The organism is Pantoea sp. WMus005, from assembly GCF_013415305.1.
Lineage (GTDB): Bacteria > Pseudomonadota > Gammaproteobacteria > Enterobacterales > Enterobacteriaceae > Pantoea > Pantoea rara.
Genome location: NZ_JACBXU010000001.1, coordinates 1674198 through 1693588, shown reverse-complemented (window position 1 = coordinate 1693588; position 19391 = coordinate 1674198). Strand labels below are relative to the sequence as shown.

Sequence of the window (19391 nt, the reverse complement as noted above, 5' to 3'; positions counted from 1 at the left end):
GTATACTCACACTATGAGTCACGGCGCGATCGCAGCGGATACAGGGAACGCTGCGAAGTTGAAAAACAAGGGGGCAGGGATGTTGCGGTTAAAAAAATTAAATCATCATCGCGTTGTATCATTGTTAGCGCTGGCGCTAACCGTTGTTCCATTTACGCTACCGCAGGCCGCTGTCATCGCCGCTTTGCCTGGAACAACGCAGGCGGCCATCTCCGTATCCGAAAGTCAGCAACGCATCCGCCAGGCTTTTTCCAGTGCCGATCAGCCTTTCTATCTGGGGCCGCTGGCGACACTTTACGCCTCCCGTCATATGCAGCCGCTCTGGCAGGATGCTCAGGCGGTACAGAAGTTTCAGCAGCAGCTGGCTGAGGTGGCGCTTTCTGGCGTCCAGCCACAGTTCACGCGCTGGATAGAGCGTCTGACCAATCCGGCCATTACCGGCTTTGCCAGGGATGTGGCGCTGTCCGATGCGATGCTGGGCTATCTGCAATTTGTGTCGAATGTGCCGACTCAGGGTGAAACCTGGCTCTACAGCAATGTTCCCTACCGGCTGACACAGCCGTCGGTGGCGGTAGTGAATCAGTGGCAGAACGCGGTGAATGCGGGATCGGATGACACCTTTATTGCGTCATTGCAGCCGCAGCACCCGCAGTATCAGCCGATGCACACCGCGTTGAAAACCCTGCTGAGCGATAAGCAGCCCTGGCCGCAGTTGAAAAGCAGTGAAACACTGCGTCCGGGACAGGTCAGTGACGATGTTCCTGCGTTGCGTGAAATTCTGCAGCGCAGCGGCATGCTCACCGCGCAGGTTAACGCGCCTGCACCGGATGACGATGCGGTGCCGGTGGCGCCCTCGCCGGTGACTCACAGCGATCAGCCGGTCGTGGTCAGTCCTTCTGCCGCGCCAACAGGCGATCTGCCCGCGCCTCCGCTGCAATCGCCGGGTAACGTCCAGAGTCAGACGCTGGACGGGAATAGCGCCAATGTCTATGACGAGACGCTGGTGGCGGGGGTGAAGCGTTTCCAGCAGTGGCAGGGACTGGATGGCGACGGGGCTATTGGTGCCCGAACACGCCAGTGGCTTAACGTCTCGCCACAGATGCGCGCTTCGCTGCTGGCGCTGAACATTCAGCGACTGCGCCTGCTGCCGGACGATATGCACAATGGCATTATGGTGAACATCGCCAACTACTCGCTGATTTACTACAACAACGGCAACAAGATCCTCTCATCCAGGGTCATCGTCGGTCGTCCTGACCGTAAAACGCCGTTGATGCGCAGCGCGCTGAACAATGTGGTGCTGAACCCGCCGTGGAATGTGCCAACGACGCTGGTGCGCAAAGATATCATTCCCAAAGTGAAGCAGGACCCGACCTACCTCTACAAGCATGGCTATACCCTGCTGTCGGGCTGGAGTGCTGACGCTGAAGTGATTGATCCCAGCATGATCGACTGGCGCATGATTACCGCCTCATCATTCCCTTATCGCCTGATTCAGGCTCCAGGGGTGGCGAATGCGCTGGGCCGCTATAAATTTAATATGCCAAGCTCCGATGCAATCTACCTGCATGACACGCCAAACCATAACCTGTTCCAGCGTGATATCCGCGCGCTCAGCTCAGGCTGTGTGCGCGTCAATAAAGCGTCTGAACTGGCGGGTCTGTTACTGCAGGATGCGGGCTGGAATGACTCCCGTATTTCCAGCACGCTGAAAGAGGGTGACACCCGTTATGTGCCGATTCGTCATCGTATTCCGGTCAATCTCTATTACCTGACGGCATGGGTCGCAGATGATGGCAAACCGCAGTTCCGTACAGATATTTACAATTATGATGACACCGCGCGTTCGGGGAGTCAGGCACTCAGTCGTGCTGAGCAATTGCTGCTCTAGTGATTGATTTTAAATCGTTAGCGGCGTGTCGTTAATTAACAAAAATCTTATCAAATGGCGATTCCTGCGGGGATCGCCTCGCAAACTACGGGCTGATGGGTTGACGCTTCTTTGAGAGAAAGTTATGGTTCGGCCTGTGCGCTTTTTGCACATTTCTATGGCTTCACTCTCAGGTAAATCGTTACATGTCTACTATTGATTCTTTTCGTCGCAAACTACTGCTGTGCGGTAGCGCCGCCGCCGGACTGGCATTATTGCCAGCTTCTGCAAGGGCCTCGCTCTCAACGTCTCGTCCGCGTGTATTGATGCTCAACAATCTTCACACCGGTGAAACCCTTAAAACTGAGTTTTTTAATGGTAAGAGTTACGACAAGGATGAGTTGTCACGATTAAATCACTTTTTCCGCGACTACCGCGCCAATAAAGTGAAAAGCATCGATCCGCACCTGTTTGACCAAATCTTCCGCCTGCAGGCGCTGCTGGGCATGCGTAAACCGATCCAGCTGGTTTCCGGCTACCGTTCACTGGCAACCAACAACATGTTACGTGAGAGCGGTCCCGGTGTGGCAAAGCACAGCTATCACACCAAAGGCCAGGCGATGGATTTTCATATCGAAGGCATTTCATTAGCCAATGTACGCAAAGCGGCGTTATCTCTGCGTGCAGGTGGTGTAGGATATTATCCCCGCAGTAACTTTGTACATATTGATACCGGGCCGATCAGGCACTGGTAACGACACCGGCAACGCTGCGTGAGCCGGTCATGGAGCGTTATGAATTACCACATTATTCCTGTTACCGCGTTTGCCCAGAACTGCTCGGTTATCTGGTGCGAGTCCACTCGTGAAGCCGCGCTGGTCGATCCTGGCGGCGATGCCGATCTGATTAAACAAACGCTGGAACAGCTCAGACTTAAACCTGCTCAGATTCTGCTGACACATGGACATCTTGATCACGTCGGAGCGGCCGTCGAACTGGCTGGGTTCTATCAGATTCCGATTGTCGGCCCGCAAAAGCGTGATGCTTTCTGGCTGGAAGCGCTGCCTACCCAGAGCCGGATGTTTGGCCTCGAAGAGTGCGCACCTTTTACTCCCGATCGCTGGCTGGAAGAGGGCGAGAGTGTGCAGGTAGGATTGACCACGCTCGAAGTGCTGCATTGCCCAGGACATTCACCTGGCCATGTGGTTTTCTTTGATCGTCCAGGACGATTACTAATCTCAGGTGACGTGATTTTTAATGGTGGGGTGGGACGTACTGATTTCCCACAAGGCGATCATCAGCAGTTAATTGATGCTATCCGGACGAAATTACTGCCGCTGGGCGATGATGTGACGTTTCTTCCCGGTCACGGCCCGATCTCAACGCTGGGACAGGAACGCATCAGTAACCCTTTCCTGCAATAAACAGTCCGCAATTTTCTGCAATAAAAAATGGGCCCTCAGGCCCATTTTTGTTTTATCGTCTGCGTCACAGCACGGCGACAATCGCTTCGCACAGCGCCGACATATTGTCTGGCGTCATGCCTGCCACATTCACGCGGCCTGAGTTGACGGCATAGACGCCGAACTCTTCACGCAGGCGAATCACCTGGTCTTTGGTTAAGCCACTAAATGAGAACATGCCGTTCTGCTTAATAATAAAGCTGAAGTCACGCTGTGCGCCTTTCTCTGCCAGGGTATTCACAAACAGCTGACGCATGCGCTGAATGCGCTGACGCATGTCCGACAACTCCTGCTCCCAGATCGTACGCAGCGTCTCGTTGCCCAGAATGGTGGCGACGATGGCCGCACCATGGGCAGGCGGATTGGAGTAGTTCGCGCGAATGGTGTACTTCACCTGGCTGAACGCGGTCTCTGCCACGCTGGCTTCCGCCGCCACCACGGTGATTGCACCGACACGTTCGTTATACAGACCAAAGTTCTTGGAGTAAGAGCTGGCAACGATCAGTTCCTGATGCGAGGCGGCAAAAATGCGCAGGCCTTCTGCATCTTCATCCAGACCACGAGCAAAGCCCTGATAGGCGAAGTCAAACAACGGCAGCCAGCCATTGGCCTGTGACAGCTGCGCCAGTTGTTGCCACTGCTCAGCGGTCGGGTCGATACCGGTCGGGTTATGGCAGCAGCCATGGAACAGGACCACGTCGCCAGGTTGAACCTGCTGCAATGACGCCAGCATCCCTTCAAAATCCAGCGTATGGTTTGCCGCGTCATAATAGTGGTATTCACAGACTTCAAGACCGGCAGCATTGAATACGTTGTTGTGATTCGGCCAGCTCGGATTGCTGATCCAGACCCGCTTGACGGAGGTTTGTGTGGCGAGGAAATCTGCTGCTACACGTAACGCGCCGGTTCCACCCGGCGTCTGAGCGGTACGTGCGCGGCCTGCAGTGATCAACGGGATTTGATTGCCGAACAGCAGGGCCTGGGTGCAGCGGGCAAAATCTGCCAGACCATCAATGCTGAGATAGTTTTTCGTGGTTTCGTTTTCCAGCAGGTATTGCTCAGCTTTTTTAACACTGGTCAGCACCGGGGTCTTGCCGGTTTCGTCTTTGTAGACGCCGATACCCAGATTGATTTTTTCAGGGCGGTCATCAGCACGAAACAGATCGGCCAGCCCAAGAATAGGATCGGCGGGTGCAGCAGAGATCGATTCAAACATGTGTCAGGTCCATTAGCGTGAACTTTAGCGGAAAGAGCTGTCAGGTTAACGTCCGGTCAGGCAAATGCCAACCGTTTGCGAGACAAAATCCTACATTTTGCGGCGCTGATTACGCGACGGAGGATTGCAGAGGTTAAAGCGGGGTAACAGGGCGGGAAAAAACACCGTTAACGGAATAACAGCCATAAAAAAACGGGGCCGTGGCCCCGTTTTTCAACATGTTTTAAGCGGAATCAGAACTGGTAAACAATACCAACACCAACTACGTCGTCTGTGTTCAGATTCAGACGGTTGTTGTCATCCAGCTGGTTGATTTTGTAATCAACATAGGTAGACATATTTTTGTTGAAGTAGTAAGTCGCGCCCACGTCGATGTATTTAACCAGGTCAGCATCGCCCACGCCTTCAATATCCTTGCCTTTAGACTGAACGTAGGCAAGAGATGGACGCAGACCGAAGTCGAACTGATACTGTGCAACCAGCTCAATGTTCTGTGCTTTGTTAGCAAAGCCAGTGACAGAGAACGCGTTACCGTTAGCCAAAGTACCGGTAGCAGTAACTGGTGTTGAGTTACGTGTCTCACCGTACATTGCAGCCAGGTAAACGTTGTTTGCATCATATTTCAGAGCAGTTGCCCAGTTTTCAGCACGTTTCCCCGCGCCCTGACCGGTTACAGTGGTAACCGCAGCACCGCCGCCATTCGCTGCGCTAGGAGTAACAGTAGTCTGTGCACCTGCTGCCTGTGCATTAGTACGGTCGCTGCTGCTATATGCTGCAGCAAAGCCTACGCCAATTGGAGAAACGTAGCTGGTTGACACACCGTAGCCGTCACCGTTGGAGCGACGCAGGCCGTCGGTACCTGTGCGCTCGTTTTTACCCTGATACTGAAGAGCAAAGTCCCAGCCATCAACCAGGCCGAAGAAGTTGGTGTTACGGTAAGTCAGCAGGCCGGTGCTACGACCGTTCATGAAGTTATCTGAGTATCCTGAATCGCCACCGAACTCTGGCAGCATATCGGTCCAGCCGATTGCATCATAAACCACACCGTAGTTACGGCCGTAGTCGATTGAACCCGCATCGCCAAATTTCAGGCCAGCAAAGCCCAGACGGGTTTTGTTGCCATTCTGTGCGTCAGAACCTTCAGAGTTGTTTGCCTGAATGTTGTATTCCCACTGACCGTAACCGGTCAGCTGGTCATTGATCTGGGTTTCGCCTTTGAAGCCGAAGCGAGCATAAGACTGATCACCGTCGTTATCTGCATCGTCAGAGAAGTAGTGCAGGCCGACAGCTTTACCGTACAGGTCCAGTTTGTTGCCGTCTTTGTTATAGATTTCTGCAGCATTTGCTGCACCGGCGGCTAACAGAGCAGGGATAACCACTGCAAGAATATTGCGCTTCATCATTATTCATTACCCTCATTGGAGTTATTTGTACACCTGCCACTGCCGTCAGGAAATCTTTACGGGAACCCTGAACGAAGTTTGGTGTCTTCCTGTGTCTGCACGCATCTTTCCATCCCACCCGCCGTAATTCTAGCGCTTAAATGCTACTAAACTCGTAATCTTGTTTCAGCAGGAAAATTTGTATTACAAAATGTAAAAAATACGGAACTTTGTGAGACAACTCAAAATTTACAAAAATAAAAAAAGGCCGGCAGTGCCGACCTCGTTATATATATGAATTTCTTATATTTAATGCCGAAATCAGAAACTCGCGTTGCGTGGGGTGCGTGGGAAGGGGATAACATCTCTTACATTTTGTACGCCAGTGACATAGGCGATTAAACGTTCAAAGCCCAAACCAAATCCAGAATGTGGCACGGTACCGTAGCGGCGCAGATCACGATACCACCAGTAATCTTCTTTATTCAGACCCATCTCTTCGAGTCGTGCATCCAGCACATCCAGACGCTCTTCACGCTGTGAACCACCGATGATCTCACCAATACCAGGCGCCAGAACATCCATCGCTGCTACGGTTTTGCCATCGTCGTTCAGGCGCATATAGAACGCTTTGATGTCTTTCGGATAGTTTTTCACCACAACCGGCGCTTTGAAGTGTTTCTCTGCCAGGTAGCGTTCATGCTCAGAGGAGAGGTCAATACCCCACGAGACCGGGTTCTCGAAGGTCTGACCGCAATTCATCAGGATTTCAACCGCGTCGGTGTAGTCGACCTGGGCAAAATCAGTCGTGATGAAACGCTGCAGGCGTTCTACGGCCTCTTTATCCACGCGCTCAGCGAAGAAAGCCATATCATCGGCACGCTCTTCCAGCACGGCGTTGAACACATACTTCAGCATCGCTTCGGCCAGTGCGGCGGCATCATCCAGTGAGGCAAACGCAATTTCCGGCTCCAGCATCCAGAATTCCGCCAGGTGACGGCTGGTGTTGGAGTTCTCTGCGCGGAACGTCGGGCCGAAGGTGTAGATCTTCGACAGGGCGCTGGCATAGGTTTCGCCGTTTAGCTGTCCGGAAACGGTCAGGAAGGCCTCTTTACCAAAGAAATCTTCACCGAAGTCAACTTTGCCCTGGTCGTTACGCGGCAGGTTTTCCAGATCCAGCGTCGAGACACGGAACATCTCACCGGCACCTTCGGTATCGGAAGCGGTAATCAGCGGGGTGGAAACCCAGAAATAGCCATTTTCATGGAAGAAGCGATGCAGCGCCTGCGCCAGGGTATGGCGAACGCGGGCAACCGCGCCAATCAGGTTGGTGCGTGGACGCAGGTGAGCCACTTCACGCAGATACTCAATACTGTGGCGTTTCGCCGCCATCGGGTAGCTATCCGGATCTTCCACCCAGCCTACGACTTCCAGACTGGTCGCCTGAATCTCAAACGCCTGGCCCTGACCGGGTGATGCCACCACTTTACCGGTGACAATAACGGAACAGCCCGTGGTCAGACGCAGCACTTCATCCTGATAATTATTCAGAGAATTATTGACGACAGCCTGAACGGGATTAAAGCAGGAGCCGTCATAGACAGCGATGAAGGAAAGACCGGCTTTGGAATCTCTTCGGGTACGCACCCAACCACGTACGGTGACTTCACTGTCAACCGCGACGCGACCGTGCAGTACGTCCGCTACAGGCACTACGCTCATAAATATCTCTCTATATAGAAGAAGTGAGTTAAAAGTTGCCCCATCCGGGGTTTTGCTATGTTACTTGCGAGTCTTCAGGAAACAAGCAAAATTCAGGGGGAAGGCTGATTTATTACAGCAGAGGCGGGGCGCATCAACGCCCCGATTAGAAGAGGATTAACTCGCTTTTTTCACCAGCGGCAAATCAAAGGCTTTCCGCAGGGCTCTGACAAAGGCTTTATCCTGGCAGATGGTCTTGCCGGGGCTGTCCGAGAGTTTTGCCACCGGCTTGCCGTTACACTGCACCAGCTTGATCACGATGTTCAGTGGCGTCACGCCCGGAATGTCGCAGGTCAGACGGGTACCAATGCCGAACACGACATTCGTCCTCTGGCCAAAGTGGCGATAGAGCGCCAGGGCTTTGTCAAGATTCAGGTTGTCAGAAAAGACCAGGTGTTTGCTTTGTGGATCGATATCCAGCTTCTGATAGTGAGCCAGCGCTTTCTCGCCCCATTCAACCGGATCGCCCGAGTCGTGGCGCAGTCCCTGGTAGCGGCGGGCAAACACCGGACCAAAATCGCGCAGGAACGCATCCATGGCGATGCAATCGGTCAGCGCGATGCCGAGCTGATCGTCATACTCGTCCAGCCAGGCCTGCAGCGCAGCGCGCTGGCTGTTGGCGAGGACCGGGCTGATCTGCTGGAAGGCCTGGAACCACTCATGCGCCTGGGTACCCACCGGCGTCAGTGACAGACGGCGCGCCAGATCATAGTTACTGGTACCAATCAGCCATGGGAAATCCTGTTTCAGCGTTGAGACGATCGACTGCTGCACATCCTGTGAATAGCGACGGCGGGTGCCGAAATCCATCAGGCGGAAGCGTGACATATCAAGGTCAGCCACCTGCGTTTTAAAGTCGCCAAGTTTCTGATGTAAATGGTCAACAGCCTGCTGGGTGGTGACCTGCGGCGTACGATGACGATGGACAATCTCGCTGATCAGCGCCAGCAGCGGCACCTCCCACATAATGACTTCACGCCACGGCCCCTGAATACGGATATCCAGCTTGCCGTGGTGATTGCGCACCTCAACCTGGTCCGGATTATAGCGGAACTGGCGTAACCAGCTGAGATAATCCTGCTGGAAGAAGGGAAGGTGAGACAGCCAGGTCGCTTCATCATCAGTCAGCGCCAGGTGTTGCATTGCGGTTATCGCGTCACGAATTTCGTCAGCGTAGAGACCCAGCAGTTCGTCGCCGCGGCAGCGAAACTCCGCCGCCACCGTTATGTCATGATAACGGTGGAAAACGGCCTGCTGCATATGGAGCTTATAGGCATCCGTATCCAGCAGCGAGGTCAGTATCGGGGAAGCATGTCCTGTCATGGCGCGTTTCAGCATCCTGTTCGGTGGCGCAGAGCCCGGTGTTGTACACAGTCATAAAGACGCGAAAGTATAATTCACTATCTGAACCCGATCACAGCATATTTCAGTCGGGTGGGTCGAGGCCAATCTGTGCCTTTGTTAACAAACTGTAGCCATTTCACCCTTTAGGTGCATTGTGCGTGGCAAGCTTGTTGTAACAAGCTTAGACTTTGCCGGTAAACTTATAACAACGCGAGACGCAATATGACGCAACAGCCCCAAATCAAGTATCGCCACGACTACCGTGCCCCCGATTACACCATCACCGATATCGATTTAACCTTTGAACTGGATGCGTCGACCACCCGTGTCACGGCTATCAGTCAGGTTAAACGGCTGGGCGACAGCCAGGCTGAGCTGCGACTGGACGGCGAAGCGTTAACGCTGATTACGCTGGAGGTCGACGGGCAACCCTGGACGGCCTACCGTGAAGAAGAAGGCGCACTGGTGATCAGCCAGCTTCCGGACAGCTTCACCCTGAAAATCATTAATGATATTCACCCGGATCAGAACACTGCGCTGGAAGGGCTGTACAAATCGGGCGAGGCGCTCTGCACCCAATGTGAGGCTGAAGGCTTCCGTCATATTACCTGGTACCTCGATCGCCCGGACGTCCTGGCGCGTTTTACCACGACCATTTATGCCGACGGTGAGCGCTATCCGTTCCTGCTCTCCAACGGTAACCGGATTGACAGCGGCCGGGATGAGAAGGGTCGCAGCTGGGTAAAGTGGGAAGATCCGTTCCCAAAACCCTGCTATCTGTTTGCGCTGGTGGCAGGCGATTTCGACGTGCTGCGCGACAGCTTCACCACCCGTTCAGGCCGTGCTGTGGCGCTGGAGATCTTCGTCGATCGCGGAAACCTCGACCGTGCCGACTGGGCGATGACCTCGCTGAAAAACAGCATGAAGTGGGATGAAGAGCGTTTCGGCCTGGAATATGACCTCGACATCTTTATGATCGTGGCGGTGGACTTCTTCAACATGGGCGCGATGGAGAACAAAGGCCTTAATGTCTTCAACGCCAAATATGTGCTGGCGAAAGCGGAAACGGCGACCGATAAAGATTACCTCGGCATTGAAGCCGTCATCGGCCACGAATATTTCCACAACTGGACCGGTAACCGCGTGACCTGTCGCGACTGGTTCCAGCTCAGCCTGAAAGAGGGACTGACGGTGTTCCGCGATCAGGAGTTCAGCTCCGATCTGGGTTCACGTGCGGTGAACCGCATTGATAATGTGCGCATCGTGCGCGGTGCGCAGTTCGCCGAAGATGCCAGTCCGATGGCACACCCGATCCGTCCGGATCAGGTCATCGAGATGAACAACTTCTACACTCTGACCGTGTATGAAAAAGGATCAGAAGTGATCCGTATGATGCACACCCTGCTGGGTGAAGAGAATTTCCAGAAGGGCATGAAGCTCTACTTTGATCGCCACGACGGCAGCGCCGCGACCTGTGACGATTTTGTGCAGGCAATGGAAGATGCCTCAAATGTCGATCTGTCGCAGTTCCGCCGCTGGTACAGCCAGTCCGGTACGCCGGTACTGACGGTTCGCGACGATTACAATCCGGAGCTGGAGCAGTACACGCTGCACGTCACGCAACACACACCAGCCACGGCCGATCAGAAAGAAAAGCTGCCACTGCATATCCCTCTGGATATTGAGCTCTATGACGGCGAAGGCAAGGTGATCCCGCTCCAGAACAACGGCCATCCGGTGCATCATGTGCTGAATGTCACCGAGGAGTTCCAGACCTTTATCTTCGATAATGTCTACTTCCAGCCGGTGCCGTCGCTGCTGCGTGAATTTTCTGCCCCGGTGAAGCTCGACTACAAATGGAGCGATGCGCAGCTTACCTTCCTGATGCGGCATGCACGCAACGATTTCTCCCGCTGGGATGCAGCTCAGAGCCTGCTGGCGACATACATCCGTCTGAACGTCGCACGCTATCAGCAGGGCCAGCATCTGTCGCTGCCACTGCATGTCGCCGACGCCTTCCGCGCGGTGCTGCTTGACACCGACTGCGATCCGGCTCTGACTGCGCTGATTCTGACGCTGCCGTCAGAAAATGAGATTGCCGAGCTGTTTGATGTTATTGATCCGCAGGCGATTGCACTGGTACGCGACGCACTGCAACGCACGCTGGCACGCGAACTGGCTGATGAGTTTTTTGCAATCTATAACGCCAATCAGCAGCGTGAATATCGCGTGGAGCATGATGCGATTGGTCAGCGCAGCCTGAAAAATATCTGCCTGACCTATCTCGCCTTCAGCGATGCACAGCTGGCGGACAAACTGGTACAGACGCAGTATCACCAGGCAACCAATATGACGGATGCGCTGGCAGCACTTTCCGCTGCTGTCGCGGCACAGTTACCGTGCCGTGATGCGCTGCTGGCGGCCTACGATGAGCGCTGGCATCAGGATGGTCTGGTGATGGACAAATGGTTTGTGCTGCAGGCCACCAGTCCGGCTGCCAACGTGATGCGCAATGTACGTCGGCTTCTGACTCATCGCTCCTTCACCATGAGTAACCCAAACCGCGTGCGCTCGCTGGTGGGGGCTTTTGCCTCGGCTAACCCGGCTGCGTTCCATGCTCAGGATGGTAGTGGTTACAAGTTCCTGGTGGAGATGCTCACTGACCTCAATACCCGGAATCCGCAGGTTGCGGCAAGAATGGTAGAGCCGCTGATTCGTCTGAAACGTTACGACGAAGGCCGTCAGGCGATGATGCGCCAGGCGCTGGAACAACTGCTGGAGCTGGATAAGCTCTCAGGCGATCTCTACGAGAAAATCACAAAGGCGCTGAGCGCCTGATAAGCACAAGGCGGAGCGTCTGAGACGGCCTCCGCCTTTTTTCAGCGCTGCTGTGCATAACGAACCGGCTGCGGTCGTTCCGTGCGCTGCATCACCCGATCCAGGACTTGCGCTTCCAGCTCTGCCAGCCGCGCCGATCCCCGACGCCGTGGACGCGGCAAATCCACCAGCAGATCCAGACCGATCTCACCCTCCTCGATCAACAACACGCGATCCGCCATAGCCACCGCTTCACTGACATCATGCGTGACCAGCAACACGGTAAAGTGATGCTGCTGCCACAGTGACTCAATCAATCCCTGCATTTCAATGCGGGTCAGGGCATCCAGCGCCCCCAGCGGTTCATCCAGCAACAGTAAACCGGGCCGATGGATCAGCGCCCTGGCCAGCGCCACGCGCTGTTTCTGGCCGCCAGAGAGTGCGGCCGGCCACTCATTGGCCCGATCGGCCAGTCCTACCGCCGCCAGGGCATCCATTGCCGCACTGCGCCATTCGCGCCCGCGCAGGCCCAGACCGACGTTATCGATCACTTTTTTCCACGGCAGCAGTCGCGCATCCTGAAACATCAGGCGGGTATCTTCGCGCGCCGACTGCAGTGGGGCATTGCCTGCCAGCAGTTCACCACTGGTACTCTGTTCAAGTCCGGCAAGCAGACGAAGCAGGGTGCTTTTGCCACAACCGCTGCGACCCACTACCGCCACAAACTGTCCGGAAGGAATATGCAGGTCGATCTTATTGAGAATGGTGCGACTGCCATACTGTTTACTGACGCCGTTAACGCCAACCGGGGTGCCGGTGTTAAGGCGGGCCGGTGAGAAAGTCTGGCTCATGCGTTCTCCTCCTTCAGTTGATAAGCGGGATGCCAGCGCAGCCAGACACGTTCCAGTAATAACGCGGCGACATCCGCCAGTTTGCCGAGCAGGGCGTAAAGAATGATGGCGACGACGACCACATCGGTCTGCAGAAATTCACGCGCATTCATCGCCAGATAACCAATGCCAGAACTGGCGGAGATGGTCTCGGCGACAATCAGCGTCAGCCACATCAGACCCAGCGCAAAACGCACGCCGACCATGATATTGGGCAGCGCACCGGGCAGGATCACCTGGATAAACAGACTCCAGCCGGAGAGGCCATAGCTGCGCGCCATCTCAACCAGCCCGCGATCGATGTTGCGAATGCCGTGATAGGTGTTCAGGTAGATCGGGAACATCGTGCCCAGCGCCACCAGAAAGATTTTGGCGGACTCATCAATGCCGAACCAGAGGATCACCAGCGGGATCAGCGCCAGATGCGGCACATTACGCAGCATCTGAAGCGAGGTATCCAGCAACCGCTCACCGGTTTTTGAGGTGCCAGTGATTAAGCCCAGTAACAGGCCGATCGAACCGCCGATACTGAAGCCAGTCAGCGCCCGCCAGCTGCTGATCGCCAGGTGCTGCCAGAGTTCACCACTGGCGGTCAGCTGCCAGAAGGTGGTCACAATTTTCTCCGGCGCGGGCAGAATGCGGTTCGATAACCAGCCGGTCTGCGAGGCAATCTGCCACACCACGACAAGCAGCGCCGGCAGCAGCCATGGCAGCAACGTATCAGCAAGGCGTTTTCGGGTTCTGGCCATCTTGCTCTCCTCAGCCCCGGGCGACTTTTTTCTCAGGGGTGAAATCATTGGCGACCGCTTCACCATGCGCCTGAACCACGCGCGGCTGTGGCACCAGGGGAACCTGCAGATCCAGATGCGGGAACAGCAGTTCGCCAACGCGATACGCCTCTTCCAGATGCGGATAACCCGACAGGATAAAGGTCTCGATGCCCAGCGCCTCATACTCTCTGATACGTGCGGCGACAGTCGGACCATCGCCGACCAGCGCTGTACCGGCTCCGCTACGCACCAGGCCCACGCCTGCCCACAGGTTCGGGCTGATTTCGAGCTTGTCGCGGCGACCACCGTGAAGTGCGGCCATACGGCGCTGGCCCACAGAATCTGCCCGCTGGAACGCCGCCTGCGCTTTCGCGATAGTGGCGTCATCGACATTGGCAATCAGCCGGTCGGCGGCCTGCCAAGCCTCTTCATTCGTTTCACGCACAATGACGTGCAGACGGATGCCGAAGCGCACGGTGCGTCCCTGAGCGGCGGCTTTCGCGCGCACCTGCTCAATTTTCTCTTTGACCTGTTCAGGCGGCTCACCCCAGGTGAGATAAACGTCGACCTGTTCGGCCGCCAGCTCCTGAGCCGGTTCAGAAGAGCCACCGAACCAGAGTGGAGGACGAGGCTGCTGCACCGGTTTAAACATCAGACGCGCGCCGCGAACCTTCACGTGCTTGCCTTCATAATCGACGGTTTCGCCTTCCAGCACCCGACGCCAGATGCGGGTGAACTCGGCAGATTCTGCGTAACGTTCACGGTGATCCAGGAACACACCGTCGCCGGCCAGCTCTTCCGGATCGCCGCCGGTCACCAGATTGAACAGCGCGCGACCATTGGAAAGGCGATCCAGCGTGGCCGCCTGACGTGCCGCCTGAGTCGGTGAAATCACGCCGGGACGCAGCGCTACCAGGAAGCGCAAGCGTTGAGTTACCGGAATCAGCGAGGCGGCAACCAGCCAGGCATCTTCGCAGGAGCGTCCGGTGGGGATCAGTACGCCACCGAAGCCGAGACGGTCAGCGGCCTGTGCAACCTGTTGCAGATAGGCGTGATCAACAGGTCGCGCCCCTTCGGCTGTACCAAGATAGTGGCCGTCGCCATGCGTCGGCAGGAACCAGAAAATGGATACGCTCATTGCTACTCCTTATTGCGTTACGGTATGAGGTTGCCAGATGCGATCCTGAATGGTCACTTTGACTGGCAGCAGATGATTGGCAAAGAACAGGTCAGCAGTGCGCTGCTGAGCAGCTGCCGTTTCGGCACTGACCGGCGAAATTCGGGTTGGTGGTCGATGGCTGAGATAGCTGGCGATAACCGGCTCAGGCAGGCCCATCGCCTGCGCCAGAAGCGTAATGCTCTGCTGACGCTGGCTGATAGTCAGCGCGTCGGCTGTGCTGAAAGTGTCGAGCACCTGCTGGATAAACGTGCCATGGGCTTCGGCATAGCTGCGGGTCGCTAAATAGAACGAGCCGGTCAGATTCAGTGCGCTGCCATCAATCAGCAGGCGCGAATTACCCTGAAGCAGTACCGAGGAATAGTAGGGGTCCCAGATTGCCCATGCATCAACGTCACCCTGCTGGAAGGCGGCGCGCGCATCCGCGGGCGTCAGATAGACCGGCGTGATGTCTTTAAAAGTCAGACCCGCCTGCTGTAAGGCGCGCAGCAGTAAGTTGTGAGAGCTGGAGCCTTTCTGGAAAGCGACTTTCTTGCCTTTCAGATCCGCTACCTTTTTCAGAGGGCTGCTTTTCGGCACCAGAATCACCTCTGCTTTGGGTTTAGGTGGCTCCGAGCCGACATAAAGCAGATCCGCGCCAGCGGCCTGAGCAAACAGCGGCGGAAGGTCACCGGTACTGCCGAGGTCGATACTGTGTATATTCAGCGCTTCCAGCATTTGCGGGCCTGCCGGGAACTCGATCCACTTAATCTGAGTATGGGGAAAACGCTTCTCCAGTAACTGATGTGACTTTGCCAGCACCATGCTCACGGAACCCTTCTGATAGCCGATACGGATCTCGGGCGGATCCGATTCGGCGGCCTGAACCTGAAGACCAACCAGTAAAAGTCCTGCCACCAGCCACTTTCCAAATATTTGCTTCATCGAACTCTTCCTTATACCGCTTGTGCAACGGGGAGATGGTGACGGGTCAGTGCCAGCCAGAAAGCAGCGACGGCTTCGTCCAGACGCTGTGACAGGGAATCCTGTAAGAGAGGCTGACGATCGTAATGGGTAATCTGGCTGTCTTCGGCATAAACGCCATGCAGGATCTCCTGCGCTTTCAGGGCGTTAAGGACTGGCTTCAGGGCGTAGTCCAATGCCAGCATGTGACCGGCGCTGCCGCCGCTGGCCAGTGGCAGCACGACTTTATGCTCAAGAGCGCGTTCTGGCAGCAGATCGAGCAGGGTCTTCAGCGCGCCTGAAAACGACGCTTTATAAATAGGTGTCGCCACGATAAGGCCATCAGCCGAGGCCAGGTCTTCACGCAGGGCCAGGAGTGCAGGCGCATCAAAACGCGCATTGATCAGGTCGTCAGGCTGAAAGTTGTGAATATTCCAGGGAATGACTTCAATGCCTCGTGCCTCCAGCTTGTGCTGACATAGCGTCAGCAATGAGGTGGAGCGGGAGGGAAATCGTGGGCTGCCTGCCAGCGTAATAACTCGCATCATCACTCCTTATAACTAAAAGTTATTGATTATCTAATCTTGAGAACTAATGCCTTCATACTGTCAGAGCAGGGGAGTGGGCTTAAATGATTTATCCGGCAAAGTAAGGGTGAAAACTGCAAATAGAAGCCGTAGCGGAAGAAGGCAACCTGGCTGCTTCCGAAAATTCTTAAATTAGGGTTTCGCAGCAGAACAATTCATTAAGGGCTGTAATACGAGATCGTTAGATTTGGGGGAGTGGGGAGAAGAATTTCCATTCGTCTTATTGCTTAATCAATCTTCCTGAGAATGGCGCAGCCTTAAAGCGAAACGGCTGACGTAGCAGCGCGTCAAAGCGCCATAGAATCAGCTTATCTGCGGCGGAATCTGCCAGTAATTAGGATTAATTGCAGAAGGCAAACTGTAAGGAAAATGAAGTAATGGTGACGTTATTCACCGTTACAGATGTTTTCTTACACATTCCGGAATCTGGTTACGTCTCCTTAGCCGGGCTATTTTAAATCGATCATCAACGGTTTTAACATTAACGCGGTCTATAGATGCACTTTGATTAACAGTGATTCTCAAATGAAACGTTAAGATAATTTTTACGACTGGTCTTTTTTCGCATTACCGGTTTAAGATAATCAGGCTAAATGAAAGCCATCATAATATTAGCGCTTCACTCTTTTCGACGCTTCGCCTCTGGTCAGGACCTGCATCTGGCGGGTGACTCGTATTGTCTTTTTTTCTAATAGCAGAGAATTGTCTATGTCTGACACTTTATTATCAGTGATTATTCCAACTTACAATGTTGAAAAATATATTGTGGAATGCGTCGATTCATTATTACGTCAGGTTAAATCACCCAATGAAATACTCATTGTGAATGATGGTTCCACCGATGGAACATTAGCCTTACTTGAACAGAATTATGCGCATCTTTCTCAGGTGAAAATAATTACCACTGAAAATGGTGGTGCCGGTCATGCACGGGATGTGGGTATTGCGCAGGCGCAGGGCCAGTTTCTCTTTTTCTGTGACCCGGACGACGTCGTAGTTGATGGGCTGGTGGCTGAACTGGCCATGGTGGCGGAAAAGCACCCTGAAACGGACCTGTTCTGTTTTAAATCGTGTGTTTACCGTGATGGTCAGATTGACATCACATCGCCAAAAGTCAGACATGAACTCTTTGGCCAGCAAAAATCACAGGAAGTCTTGTTAAGCCTGCTGCGCAACGGCAGCTATACGTCGGCGGCCTGGAGCTATGTCGTCAGCAAACGCGTTATTGAGCAGCATAAATTACGCTTTGTTAAACGCGTTCATGAAGACCATAATTTTACGCTTTCCTGTTTTATGAAAAGTCAGCAGGCCTGGGTCAGTCGTCAGGTCTATTATAAACAGCGTATTCGCAACGGCTCACTGACAAACAGTACCAAAAGTAATGAGTTTTTCCATCAGCGCTATGACGCTTTTATGCACGCCTACAATACATTAACCGGTTCTATGGTTAAATCAGCGTGGCGCGACACACTGGAAAAAGCCTACTTAGTCCACTCTTTTCGTCTGATGATCTATTTATCACTCTATAACCGTACCGCTGTGCCGGAATATGTGCTTAATGCTATTCGCTTTATGGGGCGTAATGTAAAAAAAGAAAGCTTTAAAGAATGGTTATTATTTAATCGCCCTGAGCTGTTTATTGCGCTGCAGCATTACAAGGTTAAAAAAGAGCTGAAAAACGCGGCCTGATTCTGAAAAACAGCCTGATTCTGAAAAGTGTGTAGTGATATTGTTTATGCCTTAGCGAAATGAGAAGGTGAGACATGCAATGTGTATAAGGTTGTTGCGTCATGGCAAAAGTTCTTGATAAAAGTCTGATTATTAATATTTTCTCGCTGCTGGCATACCGCGGCGCATCGTTTTTGTTCCCGCTGGCTACGTTGCCCTACCTTGCCCGAGTGCTGGGCGTAGAGCAGATGGGTACGCTGGCGCTGGCGATCGCCTGTGTGCTCTATTGCAGTACCATCTCCGACTGGGGATTCAATGTTTTTACCACCAAAGATATTGCTCACCATCGTGATGACAAAGAGCGCGTCAGTCAGCTGTTCTGGTCAACATTTAACGCCAAGCTGATGCTGCTGGTGGTGACCAGCGGCACACTGCTGACAGCGACCTGGTTCAATCCCGCCTGGCATCCGTTGTTCTTTATTATCCTGGCGAACTGCACCACGCTGATAGGCTCGTTGTTTTCATTCGGCTGGCTGATGCAGGGCTTTGAGAAGTTGGGTAAGACGGCGATGATTGCCACGTTCGGAAACTTCTGTGCGATTCCACTGACCTTTTTGCTGGTGAAATCCCCGCAGGATACCTGGCTGGCGGCGCTGATCCCGGGTACTGTCTCCATCATCAGCGCGGCGATTACGCTGAAGTTCGTGCTGGAGATGAAGGTCATTGGACGCTACCGTTTTGAACCGCGTGAAATCAAACAGCGCATTACCGACAGCATGGATGTGTTTATCGCCATCGCGGGTGCCAATCTGTTTAACAGCGTTAACGTCGTGATCCTTGCCTCCTTTACTTCCACCTATATGGTCGGAATCTATAATGGTGCGGATCGTCTGCGTAAAGCGGCTAACTCAGTGCCAGAACAGATTGGCAGTGCCTTCTTCCCACGCGTCAGTCACCTGTTTGGTCGGGATAAACGTGCTGCGATTGCGGCGACGCGTAAAAGCCTGCTGCTGTCGTTTTCCCTGAGTCTGTCAATTGTAATCTTCACGTGGTTCTTTGCTGACCTGGTGGTTTCAATCCTGCTGGGTAAAGACTTTATTCCGTCGGCGGATGTGCTGCGTGTGTTTGTACTCTGTTTCCTGTTTGGCAACATTGCCTATCCGGCTGGATTGCAGATTCTGATCCCACATGGTTTAGCGCGTCAGCGTATGTGGGTGATGATGGCCGCGGGTGTGATTAACGTACCGCTGTGCTGTTTCCTGGCGTGGAAGTTTGGCGCAATCGGTGCCGCATGGTCGATGGTTGGTGCTGAAGCGTTTGTTTGCATTGGTATTTTTGGCATCATGCAGCGTCACGGCATCCTGCGTGACTACCTGTTTCCATCCCGGGTAGAAAATCATCCCGTAAACGATTCCGCAGCGTAAGATCAAAGCATTTTCAGTTAACTTTACGCATCCCCGCAGTTCGATTTACTTTTGCGCCAGAGCACTTTACCATTCTGGCG

15 protein-coding genes are annotated in these 19391 nt (G+C 54.0%); 6 read left to right on the top strand and 9 right to left on the bottom strand.

Going from position 1 to position 19391, the window contains the following annotated elements; translation table 11 throughout:
- Positions 1 to 79 precede the first annotated feature (79 nt).
- The 3 genes from ldtD to HZZ01_RS07715 all read left to right on the top strand — a co-directional run bounded on the left by ldtD (position 80) and on the right by HZZ01_RS07715 (position 3294).
- Positions 80 to 1891, top strand: a complete 1812-nt coding sequence (ldtD, locus tag HZZ01_RS07725) for a L,D-transpeptidase (protein WP_179896206.1) — start codon at positions 80 to 82, stop codon at positions 1889 to 1891.
- Positions 1892 to 2076: 185 nt separating this feature from the next.
- Positions 2077 to 2625 (top strand): YcbK family protein, encoded by a 549-nt coding sequence (locus tag HZZ01_RS07720; protein WP_013357329.1) that lies wholly within the window; start codon positions 2077 to 2079, stop codon positions 2623 to 2625.
- 39 nt (positions 2626 to 2664) lie between these two features.
- A complete protein-coding gene (locus HZZ01_RS07715) occupies positions 2665 to 3294 on the top strand; it encodes an MBL fold metallo-hydrolase (protein ID WP_179896205.1) in 630 nt (209 codons plus the stop codon).
- Between the two features lie 64 nt (positions 3295 to 3358).
- On the opposite strand, the gene HZZ01_RS07710 is transcribed toward HZZ01_RS07715, so the two are convergent.
- From HZZ01_RS07710 to pncB, 4 genes are all read right to left on the bottom strand, one after another.
- Positions 3359 to 4549, bottom strand: a complete 1191-nt coding sequence (locus tag HZZ01_RS07710; protein WP_179896203.1) for an amino acid aminotransferase — start codon at positions 4547 to 4549, stop codon at positions 3359 to 3361.
- A gap of 233 nt (positions 4550 to 4782) precedes the next feature.
- The gene (gene ompF / locus HZZ01_RS07705) at positions 4783 to 5952 is read right to left on the bottom strand and encodes a porin OmpF (RefSeq protein WP_292990624.1); all 1170 of its coding nucleotides are present in this window, start codon (positions 5950 to 5952) and stop codon (positions 4783 to 4785) included.
- A 300-nt stretch (positions 5953 to 6252) separates the two neighbouring features.
- Complete coding sequence (asnS, locus tag HZZ01_RS07700; RefSeq protein WP_179896201.1) at positions 6253 to 7653, bottom strand: asparagine--tRNA ligase; 1401 nt, start codon at positions 7651 to 7653, stop codon at positions 6253 to 6255.
- 156 nt (positions 7654 to 7809) lie between these two features.
- Positions 7810 to 9015 (bottom strand): nicotinate phosphoribosyltransferase, encoded by a 1206-nt coding sequence (gene pncB, locus HZZ01_RS07695; RefSeq protein WP_179896200.1) that lies wholly within the window; start codon positions 9013 to 9015, stop codon positions 7810 to 7812.
- Between the two features lie 243 nt (positions 9016 to 9258).
- Between pncB and pepN the strand changes: the two genes are divergently transcribed.
- The gene (gene pepN, locus HZZ01_RS07690) at positions 9259 to 11874 is read left to right on the top strand and encodes an aminopeptidase N (RefSeq protein WP_179896198.1); all 2616 of its coding nucleotides are present in this window, start codon (positions 9259 to 9261) and stop codon (positions 11872 to 11874) included.
- A gap of 41 nt (positions 11875 to 11915) precedes the next feature.
- On the opposite strand, the gene ssuB is transcribed toward pepN, so the two are convergent.
- Genes ssuB through ssuE form a run of 5 tightly spaced genes read right to left on the bottom strand, consistent with a single transcriptional unit; the run spans position 11916 to position 16177 of the window.
- Positions 11916 to 12704: an aliphatic sulfonates ABC transporter ATP-binding protein gene (gene ssuB / locus HZZ01_RS07685; RefSeq protein ID WP_179896196.1), complete on the bottom strand. Its 789-nt coding sequence runs from the start codon at positions 12702 to 12704 to the stop codon at positions 11916 to 11918.
- Complete coding sequence (ssuC, locus tag HZZ01_RS07680) at positions 12701 to 13492, bottom strand: aliphatic sulfonate ABC transporter permease SsuC (RefSeq protein WP_179896195.1); 792 nt, start codon at positions 13490 to 13492, stop codon at positions 12701 to 12703. The genes ssuB and ssuC overlap by 4 nt, the downstream gene beginning before the upstream one ends.
- Positions 13493 to 13502: 10 nt before the next feature.
- Positions 13503 to 14651, bottom strand: a complete 1149-nt coding sequence (gene ssuD, locus HZZ01_RS07675) for an FMNH2-dependent alkanesulfonate monooxygenase (RefSeq protein ID WP_179896193.1) — start codon at positions 14649 to 14651, stop codon at positions 13503 to 13505.
- A gap of 9 nt (positions 14652 to 14660) precedes the next feature.
- Positions 14661 to 15614 carry a sulfonate ABC transporter substrate-binding protein gene (locus HZZ01_RS07670; RefSeq protein WP_179896191.1) on the bottom strand — a complete coding sequence of 318 codons (954 nt, stop codon included), beginning with the start codon at positions 15612 to 15614 and terminating at the stop codon, positions 14661 to 14663.
- A gap of 11 nt (positions 15615 to 15625) precedes the next feature.
- Complete coding sequence (gene ssuE, locus HZZ01_RS07665; RefSeq protein ID WP_179897126.1) at positions 15626 to 16177, bottom strand: NADPH-dependent FMN reductase; 552 nt, start codon at positions 16175 to 16177, stop codon at positions 15626 to 15628.
- Between the two features lie 750 nt (positions 16178 to 16927).
- On the opposite strand from ssuE, the gene HZZ01_RS07660 reads away from it, so the two are divergent.
- Entirely contained in the window at positions 16928 to 17908 is a 981-nt protein-coding gene (locus HZZ01_RS07660; protein WP_179897124.1) for a glycosyltransferase family 2 protein, read from the top strand.
- 101 nt (positions 17909 to 18009) lie between these two features.
- Complete coding sequence (locus tag HZZ01_RS07655; RefSeq protein ID WP_179896190.1) at positions 18010 to 19311, top strand: flippase; 1302 nt, start codon at positions 18010 to 18012, stop codon at positions 19309 to 19311.
- The last annotated feature ends 80 nt before the right edge of the window (positions 19312 to 19391 follow it).